The 17,120-nt window shown below is 36.1% G+C and carries 13 protein-coding genes; 7 read left to right on the forward strand and 6 right to left on the reverse strand.

What is annotated here, in order from left to right:
• Positions 1–173 precede the first annotated feature (173 nt).
• Both ABXT67_RS16735 and ABXT67_RS16740 read left to right on the forward strand, forming a co-directional pair.
• The gene (locus ABXT67_RS16735) at positions 174–389 is read left to right on the forward strand and encodes a hypothetical protein (protein ID WP_415375170.1); all 216 of its coding nucleotides are present in this window, start codon (positions 174–176) and stop codon (positions 387–389) included.
• A 569-nt stretch (positions 390–958) separates the two neighbouring features.
• A complete protein-coding gene (locus ABXT67_RS16740) occupies positions 959–2,479 on the forward strand; it encodes a tetratricopeptide repeat protein (protein WP_415375171.1) in 1,521 nt (506 codons plus the stop codon).
• A gap of 151 nt (positions 2,480–2,630) precedes the next feature.
• On the opposite strand, the gene ABXT67_RS16745 is transcribed toward ABXT67_RS16740, so the two are convergent.
• The 3 genes from ABXT67_RS16745 to ABXT67_RS16755 form a co-directional block, all read right to left on the reverse strand.
• Positions 2,631–3,728 (reverse strand): acyloxyacyl hydrolase, encoded by a 1,098-nt coding sequence (locus ABXT67_RS16745; protein ID WP_415375172.1) that lies wholly within the window; start codon positions 3,726–3,728, stop codon positions 2,631–2,633.
• Positions 3,729–4,576: 848 nt separating this feature from the next.
• The gene (locus ABXT67_RS16750; protein ID WP_415375173.1) at positions 4,577–5,851 is read right to left on the reverse strand and encodes a glycosyltransferase; all 1,275 of its coding nucleotides are present in this window, start codon (positions 5,849–5,851) and stop codon (positions 4,577–4,579) included.
• Between the two features lie 125 nt (positions 5,852–5,976).
• Positions 5,977–7,218: a hypothetical protein gene (locus tag ABXT67_RS16755; RefSeq protein WP_415375174.1), complete on the reverse strand. Its 1,242-nt coding sequence runs from the start codon at positions 7,216–7,218 to the stop codon at positions 5,977–5,979.
• A 43-nt stretch (positions 7,219–7,261) separates the two neighbouring features.
• On the opposite strand from ABXT67_RS16755, the gene ABXT67_RS16760 reads away from it, so the two are divergent.
• Entirely contained in the window at positions 7,262–7,618 is a 357-nt protein-coding gene (locus ABXT67_RS16760) for a hypothetical protein (RefSeq protein ID WP_415375175.1), read from the forward strand.
• Between the two features lie 113 nt (positions 7,619–7,731).
• Here the strand turns inward: ABXT67_RS16760 and ABXT67_RS16765 are convergent, their stop codons facing one another.
• Entirely contained in the window at positions 7,732–8,475 is a 744-nt protein-coding gene (locus ABXT67_RS16765; protein WP_415375176.1) for a DUF6503 family protein, read from the reverse strand.
• Positions 8,476–8,687: 212 nt separating this feature from the next.
• Between ABXT67_RS16765 and smpB the strand changes: the two genes are divergently transcribed.
• The 3 genes from smpB (at position 8,688) to ABXT67_RS16780 (ending at position 13,692) form a co-directional block, all read left to right on the forward strand.
• A complete protein-coding gene (smpB, locus tag ABXT67_RS16770) occupies positions 8,688–9,152 on the forward strand; it encodes an SsrA-binding protein SmpB (protein ID WP_415375177.1) in 465 nt (154 codons plus the stop codon).
• Between the two features lie 784 nt (positions 9,153–9,936).
• The gene (locus ABXT67_RS16775) at positions 9,937–12,414 is read left to right on the forward strand and encodes a DUF5686 and carboxypeptidase regulatory-like domain-containing protein (RefSeq protein ID WP_415375178.1); all 2,478 of its coding nucleotides are present in this window, start codon (positions 9,937–9,939) and stop codon (positions 12,412–12,414) included.
• A gap of 243 nt (positions 12,415–12,657) precedes the next feature.
• Positions 12,658–13,692 carry a lipase family protein gene (locus ABXT67_RS16780; protein WP_415375179.1) on the forward strand — a complete coding sequence of 345 codons (1,035 nt, stop codon included), beginning with the start codon at positions 12,658–12,660 and terminating at the stop codon, positions 13,690–13,692.
• A gap of 128 nt (positions 13,693–13,820) precedes the next feature.
• Here ABXT67_RS16780 and ABXT67_RS16785 read toward each other — a convergent pair whose 3' ends face one another.
• Together ABXT67_RS16785 and ABXT67_RS16790 are read right to left on the reverse strand one after the other, a co-directional pair.
• The gene (locus ABXT67_RS16785; RefSeq protein ID WP_415375180.1) at positions 13,821–15,110 is read right to left on the reverse strand and encodes a T9SS type A sorting domain-containing protein; all 1,290 of its coding nucleotides are present in this window, start codon (positions 15,108–15,110) and stop codon (positions 13,821–13,823) included.
• A gap of 18 nt (positions 15,111–15,128) precedes the next feature.
• Positions 15,129–15,770 carry a protein-L-isoaspartate(D-aspartate) O-methyltransferase gene (locus ABXT67_RS16790; RefSeq protein WP_415375181.1) on the reverse strand — a complete coding sequence of 214 codons (642 nt, stop codon included), beginning with the start codon at positions 15,768–15,770 and terminating at the stop codon, positions 15,129–15,131.
• Positions 15,771–16,070: 300 nt separating this feature from the next.
• On the opposite strand from ABXT67_RS16790, the gene ABXT67_RS16795 reads away from it, so the two are divergent.
• Positions 16,071–17,039 carry a Gfo/Idh/MocA family protein gene (locus tag ABXT67_RS16795; protein WP_415375182.1) on the forward strand — a complete coding sequence of 323 codons (969 nt, stop codon included), beginning with the start codon at positions 16,071–16,073 and terminating at the stop codon, positions 17,037–17,039.
• The last annotated feature ends 81 nt before the right edge of the window (positions 17,040–17,120 follow it).

Raw genomic sequence — 17,120 nt, forward strand, 5'->3', positions numbered from 1 at the left:
CCTCGCAGTATTTGCATTGGAATGCCCATTTATTTTTAAGTTAATAATGCTCAGTAAAACTGCCCCTATTACAAATAACTCCTTCCTTCTCAAGCTGTTATTTAAAAGCGTAATCTGCAACTTTTTCGTCTGTAAACACTACTGTAAATAAATAATATCCATTTCTTAACGCTATGATTTATACAAATGCAGGAAATATTCTATTATTTTGGAATAGTATCGGACACGCAAATTCTTTACACAATATTGCTAAAGCTTCAAGTAATTATAGAATAAAAGCATTTCAAACCATCCATAAAATAACGCTTCTTCTTAAAACCGAAGATTATAATCCAAAAGATCATCTTTTAATTATTGATAAATTTAAAGAAGTTTATCGGCAACTATAAAGACAACCAAGACAAACTACAAGTTGTTATTAGTCTAGTAGTCTAGACTAAAAATGAAGAAATATTTAGGTTGTGGCCTAACGAATAGAACTCCTATTTTAATGAGTCACTCCATAGCATTATAATATTAGAACCTAATGACCAACAACCCGCAATTGTCCTATTTATCATAGGCTTAAAAAGTAAATCCCCAATGATCACATTCTTTAGACATAATGGCAAAACTTACTTTTGGAAAAGTCACAACACAATATCAAAGTGGCCTCAATCATATTGAGTGAACATAACACAATTATCAAATAGTATCTTAAAGTGCTAGATACTATGCGAAGTAAAATAAAAGAGACAACTTAAGAAAGTTTCTCCATCACTATATCCAATCCATTAATAAGGTACTAAGGTTTATATTTTAAGAAAATAACCTGTCAAAATTTTAAGTCTGCTTGTAAAATTGATTGAAGTAAAACCCATTAGAAATGGTAATATTAAAAAATGACTTGCTCAATAGTCTGGTTTAACAAATAGAAATTATATCTTTAGAGAAGACCATAGAACTAACCTTATTAAACATGAAAAATATATTTTTTATAGCTGTTATTGTATGCTTCATTTCCTGCAATAATAATCAGGATCTCAGAGATCAACTTGGAGAAGTCCGTATGGATGTATCCGGTACTTCAAAAGCGAAGCCACTATTCGAAAAAGGACTGCTATTGCTTCATTCTTTCGAATACGAAGACGCCCGTGAAGCTTTTCAAGAAGCACAAAAAATAGACCCTGAAATGCCCATGGCCTACTGGGGTGAAGCAATGACCCATAACCATAGCTTATGGTCAGATCAGGATTTTGACGAAGCCACTAAAGCATTAGCTGAGTTGAACAACTTTGAGTATCAAAGTATTTGCAGCCCAGTGGAACAAGACCTAATCGATGCTGTTCAGATATTGTACCAACTCAAAATGAACAAACCCGATCGGGATGTGGCGTATTCTGAACATATGGCAAAACTCACTAAAAAGTATCCAAAGAATCATGAAGTTGCGGCATTTTATGCGTTGTCCCTGCTAGGCTCTGTTGAAGAGGGGCGTGATGATGAAATTTATGGTAAAGGTGCAGTAATTGCACAGGGCATTTTAAAAGAGAACCCAAAGCATCCGGGAGCATTGCATTACCTTATTCACTCCTACGACGACCCAGGACATGCAACAATGGCATTAGATGCCGCTCACGCTTACGCCAAAATTGCTCCAGATGCTAGCCATGCTCTGCACATGCCTTCGCATATATTCGTAGCTATGGGGATGTGGGAGAACGCAATTGCATCGAACATTGATTCGTATCAAGCCAGTTTAAATAGAATGACTCGGAAGGAACTCGATGGTGATGCTAGGGGGTATCACGCATTTCATTGGCTGGAATACGGATACCTGCAGAACAATCAGAAAGAGGAAGCAAAAGCATTGGTTCAGAAAATGAAGGTATTTACCGAAGAAAAACCGTCGGTTCGAGCACGGGTTCATATGGTTTATCTTAAAGGCACCTATCTGGCAGAAACGAATGAATGGAATAGTGAAATAGCAGAAATCCCTGTCGACATAAGTGATCTTAATATTTCAATTCGATCTCAATATCATTTTCTCGAAGGAATGAGGGCATATGATAATTCAGAAGCCATAAAATTAGAGGATGTCATTGGTGTAATGGAAAATGACATTGACAAAGAATCGTTCGTCCAAGCCTACGGAAGTACAAGTGTCTGTTCAAATGTGAGTAGAGAAGAAGCTACGCAGACAGACCTTATTGAAAGCAAGATAAGGCTGAATCAACTAAAAGGATTGCAAGCCAATAGGAACTCCAGTTTTACCATTGCCGAAGAACATTTTCTTAAATCCATCGATCTTGAAAGCAGCATTAGTTATAGTTATGGCCCACCTCGTATTCAAAAACCCACGCACGAGTTCTATGGAGACTGGTTATTGGGTCAAAAACGGTATAACGAGGCGAACGATCAGTACAAACTTGCTTTGAAATTTGCTCCTAAAAGAAGATTGGCGATGATTGGTATTAAAAACACCCAAGAATATCTTTAATAATAACTTTTTTTTAGAAAAATAGGCTAATACCTTGTGCAACAAAATCTCTAAATAGTTTAGATCCACTTTAGAAAAAATCGAGCATCCAAAGGCATAAAAGGTGCTGTTTACCTCAACTTATAATTAAACTTTTGATACATATCTGCAATTAAAAAGTATACCCGACACGCAAATCAAAAAAATCTGCCACGTGACCGTGTGCCTTTAAGTTAAAACCTGCAAAGATGTGCTGGTTAAAGTTATAGGCAAGTCCGTAACGCTGGTAGAGATCATTATCGATCCGATAGTCATTAAAATAATAAATCCCCAATTCTTGGCTAAATGTTACTTTTCCTAACCAGAATTCATGACCAAACAAGGCAGCACCTTGTAAAAAACTGGCATTAGCCATATCTAAATTTATTTGCTCACGCCTAGAATAATCAAAAATCCATTCAGTACCAGCAGTTAGTGCACTTCTGCCGCCAATCCATCTGCTGTATTTACCCATAAAACCAAAGACATAGAACTTATCTTTATCGCCAACCGCTGCATTGCTCCAACCAGAAAAATGAATCAATGAAATTCTGCTTTTATCTTTAGGCGGTTGTCGTTTACCAATTTTAGTTAGATTAGGATAGGTTATTTCCGTTAAGCTTGTATTTACACCAAGACTCAGGGATGGAAAATTAAGACCTTTGTTAGGAGTACTAACACCTCCATTAGAAGTGTGGTTATATTTTGCCGCAAATCTTAGGTTTAATTTTTCTGTTAATCTATAATTTAAACCAAGACCAACCATTAGCGCAAAACTAAGGCTGGTGCTGTAAGATTGGTTATTTGGATTGGTCAGCTCATCAAAGGGATTAGTCAGATAAGCACCGCCAAGTCCAGCCCTAACAAATAGGTTGAGTCGCTTTTGAGTTCTAAAATATGGTTCTGCATAACCCAATGCGATAATACCGTTGCCTAACACCTCGGGATTGTCCCAATTCCAATAGGCTAGATCCAAACCAACCCTTGGAAAACAGTTGCAAAAATTCCAAGCCTTTTGAGTAAGCAATAAGGTACTCCAATCTACACTAATGGCAGACGGATAAGCATCCTCAAGGTCACGCAAGGACTCCGAATGCTTAATTAAAAATCCATAATCTAAACTTGCTCCTATAAATGTAGGTTTGCTCTCCACGAAAGTAGTGTCGGTTTGTGCATTCAGAAAAGAGAGGCATATGCTCGTTAGGAATATGCCCAAAATAAGTCTGGTCATCTACAGTTTTTTATAATAATCTGCCACCCCTAATGATTTTACAGAAAGCAACATTTTTAAAATAAATATACACTTTTATAGACATTTTTTTAGTCTTAAGTAATGCCAAACTTAAATCTAATAGTTAGTCGTCAGGATAACAGAAACTTATATTATATTTATTGGGAAATCCAAAACCGTGGTTGAAGCTTACATTAAGGTCTTCAGCTCACAACTCACAGAATAATAATAAAATCGTGTTGATATTATTGAGGGACAGAAACAGAAATACAAGATTTCACAGCAGCAAATTATATGTTTTAAAAAATGCGAAGTGAAACAAATTCAATCTTAAAAAATCCAGGCGTTAAAATATTTATAAAAGTCGCCTTATTTTGTTGAATTCTTATTAATTCTGTTGTTGATCATTAGAAGTTAGATCATATACCTCCAATTAATAAGATGGCTAATGCAGAGCGCATTATTGCATCTAAAATATATTCGTATCCCCCCCAAGAATATATTTAAAAAATTCAACTACGAATACAAACATTTATTAAACGAATAACAAAAACTACCGTGAAATTAAAAATTCTACTCTTATTAATTGGTATTACTTTTCAAACACAAGCCCAAATTTCAGTTAGTTCAAGACACGTAGGAACATCAAGTAAATTTAAGAAAGGTGTTCTTGAAAAATTCAAAAAGACAAAAACTATATTTTTATTATCGACTGTATACAGCAAAGAAACCTATGGGCAAATTAAGATCCATTGAAAGTATCCCCAATCTAGTGTCTGAAGAACATATTTTTACAAAAACAAAAGAGGCTTTCTTGTATTTAAAAGCAACAATTCAAAAGGAATAAATTATTGGGAAGCTTTGCCTTCGATCCATTTGCTCAAATACTTGGTAGCCTGAAATTGCTGCTGTTTTAAAATTTCGCCTATAAAATTCTGTTCTCGGTGCGTATTTAAGTTTTGGAGTCGGTCGTTAATGAAAAGCTGAAATAATTTTTCAAAATCAGTTTCAGAAAATTTTTCTTTGACGAGGACAAATCCTTTTTCTTGTTTTGTTTCCCAAAGTAGTTTTGAGGTATAAAAGGAGATTGCTTTTTTAACAAAGTCTGCTGTAGTATCAGCTATTGCAATGGGGACATCGTTTTCTCCTGAACTTTCGCAATCGGTTTCAGTTTTAGTTTCGATTTCACTAATAATCCCCTCTGCTCCTATTTTGGTTGTTATCACTGGAGTTCCAAAAGTTAATGCGTCAATCACTTTTCCTTTTATTCCTGCACCAAATCGCAAGGGTGCTAGACAAACTTTAGCGGAGATAAAAGGTTCTTCTGCATTAGAGACCCATCCTTTTATTAAAAAACCTTCTTTTGGATTGTGCATTTCTTGAATCTGCTGTGGTGCATAATTTCCATAAATAGAAAGCGTCGCTTTGGGGAGTTGCTGTCTTATTTTTGGCCAGATATCATTCTTTAATTGCCGAACACTATCCACATTGGGCGCGTGTAAAAAATTACCAATGGTCATAAACCCGTCGCGTTCTTCAAACTTCGGCAATACATTTTTTTCTTCTTCTGAAAGTGAGTTTGCAAACAAAGGTAGATAGCATAGAAGTTGCTCATCGATGTTAAACGTATCCCGAAGTAATGCTACTTCCACTAAAGAAATAAGCAAGGCGATATCACAACGCAATATGCTTGCTATTTCTCGTTTTGCAGTTTCAGTAAATACCTGTGCTTCGGTTACCGGGATTTCCTTTTTTATAGCTTCTTGTCTTGCCTTCCGTAGAAAATGCAAATCTTCAGTATCCAAAATGGTTAAAGCGTTAGGACAAATTTCAGTAACGCGCCAACCGAATTGCTCCTGCGTAACAAACCTGTCAAACAATACTACTTCGGGCTGTAACTTGTTTACAAAAGCATCAAAAGACGGCTTGTTTAATTCAATAGGGACCAATAAAACATCCAAGGGCTCCAATAAAACACTCTTTAAAGAAACACTTGCAGTAGTGGCAAACGTAATCTCAAAGCCCTGTCTCTGGAACAGCCCAATAAGATGTAGCATCCTAGTTCCTGCGGCTGTTGTAGTAGGTTCTGGAATGTGATGACCTATGATGAGAAGGGTTTTCATTGTTAGTCTTTATTCGTTGGTCATTTGCTTTTAGCTATTGGCTATTGGCCTTTGGTTTATTTAAATTGTCAATGTTATATACTTCATTCTCCATATTCCATATTCTTCCATCTCCCAACTTCTTCTCACAAATCTCCCAACCCAACAAACTTCATCTCCACACGGGACTTCTTATCTTCTACTAGCGTCATTGCAAGGTAGATTCGTTTATTGAACAAACTAATTTGTGGGAATCCACTAGCGCGTGCTTCACTTGTTTTTGCCAAGGTAACTACTTCTCCTTTTACACCGTTACTTTCTACTTTTATCAATTGTACTAAGGTATCGTCGCCCACATTTTCAACCCAACTTACGACCGCTTCAGTTTCAGAAATTAGTGCAACACCTACTCTTCCAATCGTGGGATGGCTATCAAAGCGAATAGGCTTTCCAAAAGTTGCTCCACCATCTTCTGAAAACACTACTTGTACTTTTGGTTTGTCGTCATTTTCAGTAAACCAAACTACGGCCAGGTTGTTTTCCATAGCAGCAATAGCGGGGCCATTTACAGGACATCCTGCAATTTTCCAATGGTCTTCGTACACCGTTTTTGGTTTTGTCCAGACGCTATCGTTCCATCTAACGATGGACATATCACGTATTTCCTCATCGCTGCGATCGCGATAAACCACCACGGGACCATTTGCCGTCATGGCAGCACTTGTTTGGCAGCAATCACAAACACGAGTGTCCAGTTCGGTTCGTTGGCTAATGGTTCCTTTAAAGTCTATGAATGCACTGCGTAAAGTCATTGCTCCATTACCTCCATCGTGATCGTGGGATCTGCCTTGCGCCGCGGTACGTCTCCCATCCAGCCAAGTAGCAAAAAAACCGCGATCGCCAGCGGGAACTATGGATACAAAACCGTGTTCACTTTTAGTATCATCATTATGCAGTTTAAAATTTTTCTTTAACTCCTTTAATGAATCACTATCAAGGCTTAGTTTAATATCATAAGTATACATATCAGGTGCAGATTTTTGTAAATGGCTGGTCAAGATTGCTCCTTTGTTTACTGAAATAACAGGAAAGTCTGCCCAATTTGTAAACCAATCATTACCGTGAGACATTATTCTGGGGCTTTTCCATAGAGAATCCTCTAAACGTGAAAAATATAAAATATCGGTTTTATCTTTAGTAGTAATCCAAGACATCCATAAATGATTTCCGTCGTTAAATAGCCGCGGTGTTTGGCTATTGGGCTGTGTGGGGTTATTTAGATGGTAAACTCTTTTTACAGTACCCTCAGCTTCTCTGAGGGTATTGTTTTCTTTCTGCTGTTTGCAAGAAAACAGACATAAAATCGTGAGTAGAAATAGTGTTCGCATAAGTTAATACTTTAGATATCTACAAATGTACTATCTTTAAAGGATGGCACCGTATCCTTTTTTTACAGATTTATTGTACCCACTTCCAATCGTTGAGAAAAAAATGTTTGGAGTAACTTCCTATTATCTTGAAGATAAAATAATTGCGGCGATGAATATCAACGAACAATGGGCGGCAGATATTGGCATCTGGATTTCAACCCCTGTAGAAACGCAACCTGAACTTACCAAGTTCATTTCCAATTATAGATATCTTAAAAGAATTCCTGCGAAAAAATGGATTTTACTTCCTGCAGATAGCGATACGTTTGAAGAAGATGCCAGTATTATTGCAGCACTTATAATTAAAAGAAGTCCATTAATTGGAACGGTTCCAAAAAAGAAAAAGCCACAAATTTGAAATCTCAAAAATACACTCTCTAGCTCCCTCAAGGGAGAATTGGTTGCTCTGATATATCCATAACAACTTAGCTGCTCCCCTTGAGGGGAAGTTGGTGAAGTGTTCTGGTCTTTCTATTCAAGTATCGAAACCCGAACATTCTCCGTTTCAATTTTAGATAACAATTTTAGCGCTCCTTTCTCAAACAATACAGACAATTCATCTAAAGAAAATTCTAAGTTTGAAGGTTTGTAGTTATTATAATCTACAAACCGGATGCCTTCGATAACCCGAGGATTGTAAGCTTCTCTGTATCTTATACCGCCGCCATTAGTAGCGTAGCTGTAGGCTAAGTAATCTACAGTGAAATTAGTTTTATGGATCCAATATAAAAATTCATCATCAAAATCGGTCCCGCCTCCTTCTTGACCAAAAGTTACTTTGATTTTAAAATAAAGCTCATTTTTAATATTGGTTTCTCCCGTCAACTCTTTTTTAACTGCTGCTGCGTTTAATCCATACGGAAGTTGTGAAAAATAGTGAACCGAATTTACAGCATCTGAAATTTTTACAGCCGTCGTATCTGCAACAATAATAGGGGCTTCATTTATAAACCTTTTAAATCCTGCATTTGATAACTCGTCTCGAACAAATCCAATGCTGTCCTTACGCAAACGTGTGTATTTATAATCTCCTTGATTTCTTATGCTCGTATAACCAAAATCTCGAAATGTGAATGAAACCGTAGCTTTATCACAGTTTCCTTGACAAGCTTTTTCTATTGTGGTATCTACAATTTGCTGTGCTGTTAATTGTTTTTTAGTTTGATTGCAACTTGTTAATAGTAGGATTGAAACTAAAAGGAATAGATTTTTCATAAGTAATTTATTTCATTAAACTATAATAACACCTTTCTAACTCCCCTCGAGGGGAGAATTGCTTACTGAATTGCTTTTTCCAAAACAAACTAGGCTCCTCACCCTAAGGGAAGGAGAGGTGGAGTGTTAACCGAGAAGACTAATTTAACCTTTTCTCCACAATCAGATAATTCATAGCATCAATATTAAATGATTAGTTCTATTTTTGTACCATGGCAGTACAAAAAAATGTGAAAATAAAAAACCGCAAAGCTAGATTTGAGTATGAAATACTCGATAAATACATCGCAGGTATTGTTTTAGCTGGGACTGAGATAAAGGCCATTCGCGAAGGACAAGCTTCTATTGCCGAAAGTTTTTGTGAATTTTCAAATGGCGAATTGTATGTTATTAATATGACAGTACAAGAATATTCGCACGCCACACACTTTAACCACAGTCCAAAAAGTGAACGAAAGCTATTGCTCAACAAACAAGAATTAAAGAAATTAGATAAGAGTGTAAAAGCTTCAGGGCTTACTATCATTCCTCTACTTCTTTTTACTAATGACAAGGGACTGGCAAAACTTCAAATCGCTCTTTGCCGAGGTAAACGAGAATTTGACAAACGAGATTCTATTAAGGACCGTGATAGTAAAAGGAATTTGAGTCGTATTAAAAAGTCTTTTAATAATTAATTAAATTATGTACGATCTGCGATTTTAGGGGTAAGATTTTCAAAAATTTTATGACTCCACCCTTTTCAAAATGATCAGGATCTGCCCCGTGTGATTTGCTTGATGCTCCATAACGTGGCACCAAGCCCAATGGTATTTTATGTTGCCTCTTTTCTCATTAAGCTATTCATCCTCCTTGCTTTTAAGTAGTTTCTTTGTGTCTTTTGGCCCAGTGTCCCAAATATCCAAGTAATATTTTATTGATTTCCCCAGTAGCACTTCTCTTTCTTTTTTACCTAAGCTTAGCGCAGTTCCCCATTGGGTCTCTTAGGCTTCGTTAAACTTCCTGCCTTCAAAAGTGTAGACTTGATCGTATTTTTAGACAGCGGCTAGGTGGTGCGTCATCGCGCCTAACCGATTGGCATTTGCCTCTAATATAAAATGAGCCGCTTCTTCGGAAATGTTTGAAACCAGCGATTTGATTCGGCTTTTTAAATCATTTAGCATCGAAACTAAAAGTCTGGTGTTTTAAGAATATCCTTTTGCAGGTTTAATCTTGTTATGAGCTGAAATCTCCTTAGAAAACAAAAGAACGGTTAGTACAAAAAGTAATTTTTTTATGGGCATTACATTCATAAGTATGTAACTTTTTAGTTAAAACAACACTAATATACCTTTGATGCAGCTCTTTTAGCACATCTGCAATAATCAATCACACCATACTATAAATTTGGTCGTTAAAGTATAATAAAATAGTATCCCACTTTATTTCAATTAGTATCTTCGTTTTATAAATTGCTATTATATGAAAAAAAACATCCTTTTTTTATTCCTTCTATTCGGAAGCATTGCCCATTCGCAAATTGTAGGAAAAGTAACCAATGCTAAAAAAGAAACGCTTCCATATGTAAATATTTATATAGAGGATACCTACACAGGCACCACGACTAATGACGATGGAAACTATGAATTAAATGTTACTGAAACAGGGAGCTACACGGTTATCTATAAATTTTTAGGATACAAAGCATTCACGAAAAAAATTAAAATAGCATCGTTTCCGTTTATACTAAACGTTACTTTAGAAGAAGAATCTACGAGTTTAGACGAAGTAATTATCAATAATTCAGAAGACCCAGCCTATCGTATTATAAAAGCTACCATTGCACAACGAAAAGAAAACTTAGCAAAGATTAGCGAATTTAAAGCTGACTTTTATTCCAAAGGATTATGGACAGTAAAAGATGTGCCAAAGAAAATTTTGGGGCGCGAAGTTGGAAATATGGATGGTGCTCTAGACTCCACAAGAAGCGGGGTGATTTATCTTTCTGAAAGTATTTCTAAGATTTCGTACAAACAACCTAATGATTTTAACGAGCGAATTATAGCCAGTAAAGTGAGCGGAAATGACAACGGCTTTAGCTTTAACAGTGCCCAAGAATCTAATTTCGAATTTTACAAAAACACGATAGACTTGCGTGCTTCACTTGTTTCGCCCATAGCAAACAACGCTTTAAGTTACTACAATTATAAATTAGATGGTGTTTTTTATGAAGATGGAAAACTCATCAATAAGATTATGGTCATCCCAAGAAGACCAAAAGACCGCGTTTTTAGTGGTATTATTTATATTGTAGAAGACGATTGGCAATTGTACGGTGTAGATATAAAAACTACAGGAGCTGCAATACAAGTCCCCTTCGTAAAAGAGCTCGCTTTTAAACAGAATTTCACCTATGACAAAGTTCATGATTTCTGGGTAAAAATTTCTCAAACTATTAATTTCGGTTTTGGCTTTATGGGGCTTCAAGGTGATGGAAACTATGTTTCTGTTTACAGCAATTATGATTTCGAACCTGAATTTACCAAACGTTCTTTTAGCAACGAAGTATTAAGCTTTGAACCCGAAGCCAATAAAAAAGACAGTGTTTTCTGGACGGGATCTCGACCTGTTCCATTAACCAATGAAGAACTAAACGACTACCTTAAAAAAGATAGCTTACAAATACTGCTAAAGTCAAAACCCTATCTAGATAGTATTGATTCACGAGATAATAAGTTTAAATTACTTGACCCTATAACGGGATATACCTATGCTAATACCTATGAGAAATTCCGCATTAAATACAGCGGTCCTTTAAGTGGTATTGCCTTTTCAACCATTCAAGGTTATAATACCAATGTTGGACTTCAGTTTTTTAAATGGTACGATGATAACCAGACCAATTGGTTTGTTGCCAATGTAAATGCTAGCTATGGTATTGATGAAGATAAAGTACGATTTAAAGGAAGTTTGATTAAAAAATTTAACCGAAAAAACAACAGGCGTATTTCACTTTCTGGCGGAAGCGAAGTACAACAGTTTAATGCGAGTGAACCAATTTCGCCATTGATAAATACCATTTCCACCTTATTTTTTGAACGTAATTACCTGAAAGTTTACGAACTTAACTTTGTTCGTTTGGCATACCAACAAGAGCTGTTTAACGGTCTTGAAACATTTATAAATTTAGGTTACGAAAATCGCCAACCTTTATTTAATACTAGTGACCATTACCTCATCCCCAATGATGTGAGTTACACTTCCAACAACCCGCGTTTACCCAACGATACTAATAATGCAGCTATTGATGATCATTCCATTTTTAAGTCTCAAGTAACAGCGCGTATTACTTTTGGACAAAAGTATTTTAGCAATCCTGAAATGAAATTTAATATAGGCAACGACCTATATCCAAGACTTACCATGACCTTTGAAAATGGATTGGGTGCTACCAATAGCGATTATAATTTTAGTCAATTGAGGGCAGAACTAGATCAAGATTTTGGACTGGGTAATAAAGGAGAATTTCAATATCGTTTAAAAGGAGGAACCTTCTTTGGCGCAGACGATATTAGTTTTGTAGACTACCAACACTTTAATGGAAACCAAACACGTGTGGGTACGACACCAAATTACACCAACAATTTTAACCTGCTCCCTTATTATGATTTAAGCACCAACAAAGGCTATTTTGAAGCCCATGCCGAACATGATTTTAGAGGTTGGATTTTAGGGAAAATTCCGGGTATTAATCAATTAAATTTTAATCTTGTAGTTGGCGCTCACGTATTGGCTACCCAAGACCGCAAGCCCTATTCAGAATTTTCGGTTGGGATTGATAATTTAGGCTTTGGGATTTATCGTGTTTTGCGTATTGATTATGTGGTGTCTAACTTTGGTGGTGTTCAAGACGGTGCCTTTGTCTTTGGACTTAAATTTTTAGATTTATTAGACTTGTAATTTTTCTAATTAGATATAAAAGTCAGCAAACTAATTCACATTTTACACCTTTGTTCGGCGCTACAATTCATTCTGTTTTTGTTCTTTGTTTAAGAATAAAAATTAGTTTGCAGAGCAAATATTAAAAAAGTAAAAATCATAGTATTTATCTGTAAATAAAAAAAACACGTATTTATACGCATTGTGCCTCTTTATATTCAACTGTAACTTTGATAAAAACAAAGTCATAAAAATTAAAGCATCATGCAAAATCAAGAACAAATTATCGGGCGAGCTCACGTGGATCCAAGTAATTCAAATTCAAGAGCCATTGGAGATGTATTAGCCATGCAATTAGCCTCTATTACCTATTGTTCTTTAAAAGGCCCTAACGTCGTATCAAAAACATTAAAAAAACACTTACCCCAAATGAGGCTGGTATGGGAACCAACAGGAACCATTCAAGGTGAGTATGCATTTATAGTATTGTATGGGGATCAATATATAATTGCCATTAGAGGTTCTATAATAAACTTTTCTTGGGGGTCTTTTGACAATTGGTTTAAACAAGATTTTAACATTTTTGAGCAAGTATCTTGGTTATATACAAATGACCATACTGCAAATCCCATGATTTCAAAAGGGGCTAATGAAGGGATCAACAATCTCAATAAACTTGTTGATATAAATGGCGAAACCATTCTTAGTTTCTTAAAAAAATACGCATTTCCTTATGGAAAATTCCTAGCGGTGACCGGTCATAGTCTAGGGGCCAACCTAGCCACTGTGTATGCTCCATATCTGCGTTATCAATTACTCGAATCTAGATACCAACTACCTGGTATCTTTTCTGTACTAACTTTTGCCGCACCATGTTCTTGGAATCAAGCTTTTGCTAAACAATTTGACACTAATTTCACCAATTCTTGGCGCTATTATAATGTAATAGATGTTGTGCCTTATTCAGCTACTAAAATAAGAGAAATTGGACAATTATATCCAGCTCCAGCTCCAAACGCCGCAAATATATCTGTTACTTATGATGGAGTAACAGTCACTCTAAGCAAAGTCTGCGGATTAATAGCGGATGCTTTAGATGTTACAGAAGTTGCTTATAATTCTTGGTATACTGAGGTGAATCAAAAAAGAGGAGCGGTTGCTCTTAATACTGGAAAAACAATATATTCTGTAAAAGGTATTATTTCAGTAGAGCAGTTCTTTGAACAAATAGGGCAACAACACGATCACAATCATTATCTATCTTGGCTAGGAGCGGCAGCACTTCAATGTGAGTTGTGAAAATAGCAACATGACTTTTTCTCGTTAAAAATTAATGCTCCCTAAAAAAATAAGTCATCGTTTTTATCCCCAATAATGGTGAAAATCTAAATTCCTCGACATTTTAGTTGTCAAATTTTAGATGGTAATTATTTCTTTATCAACCTCACTACTTCTTTACGAACACCATTTGTAAGGTGAACAAAATAAATGCCTGCTGGCAGTTGAGAACCGTCGTAAATATTAGGATTAACTTCGTTTAACGGCATTAATTTTCCAGTAATATTAAAAAGATGCAACTGCGCTCCTTCAGCGTTGTGAAGTTGGAACGTTTCAGAAAATGGATTTGGTGTTATCGATATGCTAGGTTCCAGAATTTCATTTACATTCAGTAAAAAACACATTGGATCTTCTCCATCGTTCGTGTCAAAATTTCCGGTATTTGCTGTCCAATGCTCCCAAGTTCCAGCACCCGGAACAGCTTCCCAATTATTTAAATCCATTGCTGGTACGCCATCGTTTGTACCTCGAACTTTAAATGCGCGTACGGCATCATTATTTTGCTCCCATGTTATGGGTGTATTGGGCTCACAAATTTCTGGCTCATACCCTACTCCACAATTGGGTTGTGTAAAATACGCATATTCAAAAAAGCCTGGTGCATCGCCAAACACAATAGCTTTATTATTTTCATCAATACAAACCGACACATATTCCTCGCAAACAATACCAAAAGGTTTTATACCAGTGTCTGTTGCAATCCTCGCCAAAAAAGCAAGATGTCTGCCTCGACGGTCTGGGTTATTAAAATGAGTGTCGGTAATTATATTTTCAAGACCAGGTACTTCTAAAAAGTCTGAATGACCTAAAGAAACTCTATTATTATATGGATTTGTTAAAGCCTGTTGAGAAGTAACGGTTCCATTTTCAGCATCAAAATAGTGACCGCCTAATATTGCCATCCCTGCGCTTGTGCCCCCAATGGTTGCCTGTTTAACGTTTATAAAATTATTTAATACCGTTTGTGTGGCCGTTCCTTTAAAATAAGAAACATAATTATATTGGTCACCTCCAGCGAACCATATTGCCTCTGCATTTTCAATTTGTGTCAATACATACGGCGAAATAGCACCTTCAGCATTATTTATAACAATAGTCTCTACAGAATTTATTGTTAGCCCTAATTCAGTATAGAAATAATCATTATATCCATCACTTCCGCTTGCTCGTAAGACCAATATATCTCCACCATCTGCCCTATTTAAAAACCACCTCATGGCGTCATCATTTTCGGTAGCACCTCCCATTAAGCATACTCCTGTTTGATGGTTCGTGGTAACATCGGTAACATCACCAGTAAAATAACTCGTGTAACCCTGTGCAAATAGATTGCAACATAGTAAAGACAAGGCTAAAACTAATACGGCACTTTTTTTCATAATTTAATTTTTAATAAATCAATTTTTATCCTCCAACAAAGGTACAAATCTAAATTCTCCAAATTCTTCTTTATCAAATTCAGTAGCAGAGGTTCTAGTAAAAACGGTCATAATCTGGACGTCTCCTCCCACTGGAATTACCAATTTCGCACCCACTTTAAGCTGTGCTAATAATGGATTGGGAACAAAAGGTGCACCTGCAGTTACAACAATTCCATCAAAAGGAGCTTCCGTTTTAAGGCCAATATAACCATCGCCAAAAATTAGTTTTTTAGGACGATAGCCTAGTTTTGGTAAAAATAGTTTTGTTTTTTTAAAGAGTTCGTTTTGTCGTTCGATGCTATATACTTTAGCGCCTATTTCTAATAAAACTGCCGTTTGATAACCACTCCCTGTTCCTATTTCAAGAATTTTATTGCCTGCGCGTACGTTGAGTAATTCGGTTTGTTTTGCTACGGTATAGGGTTGTGATATGGTTTGATCTGCGCCAATAGGGAATGCTTTATCGACATAGGCGTGGTCTACAAAACCACTATCCATGAACAAATGGCGCGGTATGGTGTTGATTGCTTTTAAAACTTCAGTATTTGAAATCCCTTTTTCCTTAAGGACTTCTACGAGTTTTTTACGCATTCCTTTATGAGTAAATGTATCTTTCAATAAAAATTAATTACTTTATTAAGAGGTGCAAAATAAATAAAAAATTCTCGAAATCATCTTTCGATTGCTTGAGTATTTTAATATTAAATTTCTTGTTAAATGCACATTTTTTTTGTCCCTCCCGAAATTGCGAAAATACAATTCTGACCTCCCCGAAAGAGAGCGAGTCCAATTCATTGGAAATCAATTTAATTATTTATAAAAATCTACGATAATTTTTTGGGATTTGAGCAACCAAACACACTCCGTTTCCTTTTAAACCTGCTTTCAAACCGTTACATTTGTAAAAAACAATCACGCATGTTAAAAGCAGGAGTCATTGGTGCTGGGCACTTGGGAAAAATACATTTAAAATTATTAAAGCAATCTACTCAGTATGAACTAGTGGGGTTCTACGACGCTAGTCCTGAAGCCTCAAAACAGATTGAAGCTGAGTTTGGTTATAAAAGTTTTCCAACGATGGAAGCCCTTATAGAAGCCTGCGATATGTTAGACGTTGTTACTCCTACACTACATCACTATGCTTGCGCAGAAAAAGTGATCAACGCTGGAAAACATTTATTTATCGAAAAACCAATTACACATACGGTTGAAGAAGCAGATGCATTGCGTGATTTAGCAAAGCAAAAAGGAGTTCGAGGTCAAGTTGGACAAGTAGAACGTTTTAACCCTGCGTTTATGGCGGTTAAAGATATGATCACAAACACGATGTTTATTGAAGCACATCGTCTCGCCGAATTTAATCCTCGTGGTACTGATGTCTCAGTTGTATTAGATTTAATGATTCATGATATCGACGCTATTTTAAGTGTTGTTCAAAGCCCCGTTAAGGTAGTACATGCAAGTGGTGTTTCAGTAATTAGTGATACTCCCGATATTGCAAATGCGCGTATCGAATTTGAAAACGGCTGTGTTGCAAATCTTACAGCGAGTCGCATTAGTATGAAAAAAATGCGGAAGGCTCGTTTCTTTCAGAAGGATGCTTACATTTCGGTAGACTTTTTAGAAAAAAAATGTGAAATAGTAAAAATGAAGGATGCTCCAGAAAACCCAGATGATTTTGCTATGGTACTCACCAATGCAGAAGGGGTTAAAAAGCAAATTTATTTTGAAAACCCTGAAGTAGCGGCAAACAATGCAATTTTAGATGAACTAGACAGTTTTGCTGAAGCGATTAAAAACGATCGCACACCAGTAGTTTCATTATCTCAGGGCGCAGATGCTTTGCGTGTTGCGATGCAGGTGATTGAAAATTTTCAGAACATATAAGTTATCTTAAATTAAAATGGTCATTATTAAAATCTGCTAGCGCATTTTTTTTATTCATTTTTTATAGTATGGGTTGTTATT

This window comes from Patiriisocius sp. Uisw_017, from assembly GCF_047731265.1.
GTDB lineage: Bacteria > Bacteroidota > Bacteroidia > Flavobacteriales > Flavobacteriaceae > Patiriisocius.

What these genes read in the sequence shown, in the direction of transcription:
- ABXT67_RS16735 (WP_415375170.1), top strand. Translation starts at nt 174, where the DNA reads ATGATTTATACAAATGCAGGAAATATTCTATTATTTTGGAATAGTATC.
- ABXT67_RS16740 (WP_415375171.1), top strand. Translation starts at nt 959, where the DNA reads ATGAAAAATATATTTTTTATAGCTGTTATTGTATGCTTCATTTCCTGC.
- ABXT67_RS16745 (WP_415375172.1), bottom strand. Translation starts at nt 3,728, where the DNA reads ATGACCAGACTTATTTTGGGCATATTCCTAACGAGCATATGCCTCTCT.
- ABXT67_RS16750 (WP_415375173.1), bottom strand. Translation starts at nt 5,851, where the DNA reads ATGAAAACCCTTCTCATCATAGGTCATCACATTCCAGAACCTACTACA.
- ABXT67_RS16755 (WP_415375174.1), bottom strand. Translation starts at nt 7,218, where the DNA reads ATGCGAACACTATTTCTACTCACGATTTTATGTCTGTTTTCTTGCAAA.
- ABXT67_RS16760 (WP_415375175.1), top strand. Translation starts at nt 7,262, where the DNA reads ATGGCACCGTATCCTTTTTTTACAGATTTATTGTACCCACTTCCAATC.
- ABXT67_RS16765 (WP_415375176.1), bottom strand. Translation starts at nt 8,475, where the DNA reads ATGAAAAATCTATTCCTTTTAGTTTCAATCCTACTATTAACAAGTTGC.
- smpB (WP_415375177.1), top strand. Translation starts at nt 8,688, where the DNA reads ATGGCAGTACAAAAAAATGTGAAAATAAAAAACCGCAAAGCTAGATTT.
- ABXT67_RS16775 (WP_415375178.1), top strand. Translation starts at nt 9,937, where the DNA reads ATGAAAAAAAACATCCTTTTTTTATTCCTTCTATTCGGAAGCATTGCC.
- ABXT67_RS16780 (WP_415375179.1), top strand. Translation starts at nt 12,658, where the DNA reads ATGCAAAATCAAGAACAAATTATCGGGCGAGCTCACGTGGATCCAAGT.
- ABXT67_RS16785 (WP_415375180.1), bottom strand. Translation starts at nt 15,110, where the DNA reads ATGAAAAAAAGTGCCGTATTAGTTTTAGCCTTGTCTTTACTATGTTGC.
- ABXT67_RS16795 (WP_415375182.1), top strand. Translation starts at nt 16,071, where the DNA reads ATGTTAAAAGCAGGAGTCATTGGTGCTGGGCACTTGGGAAAAATACAT.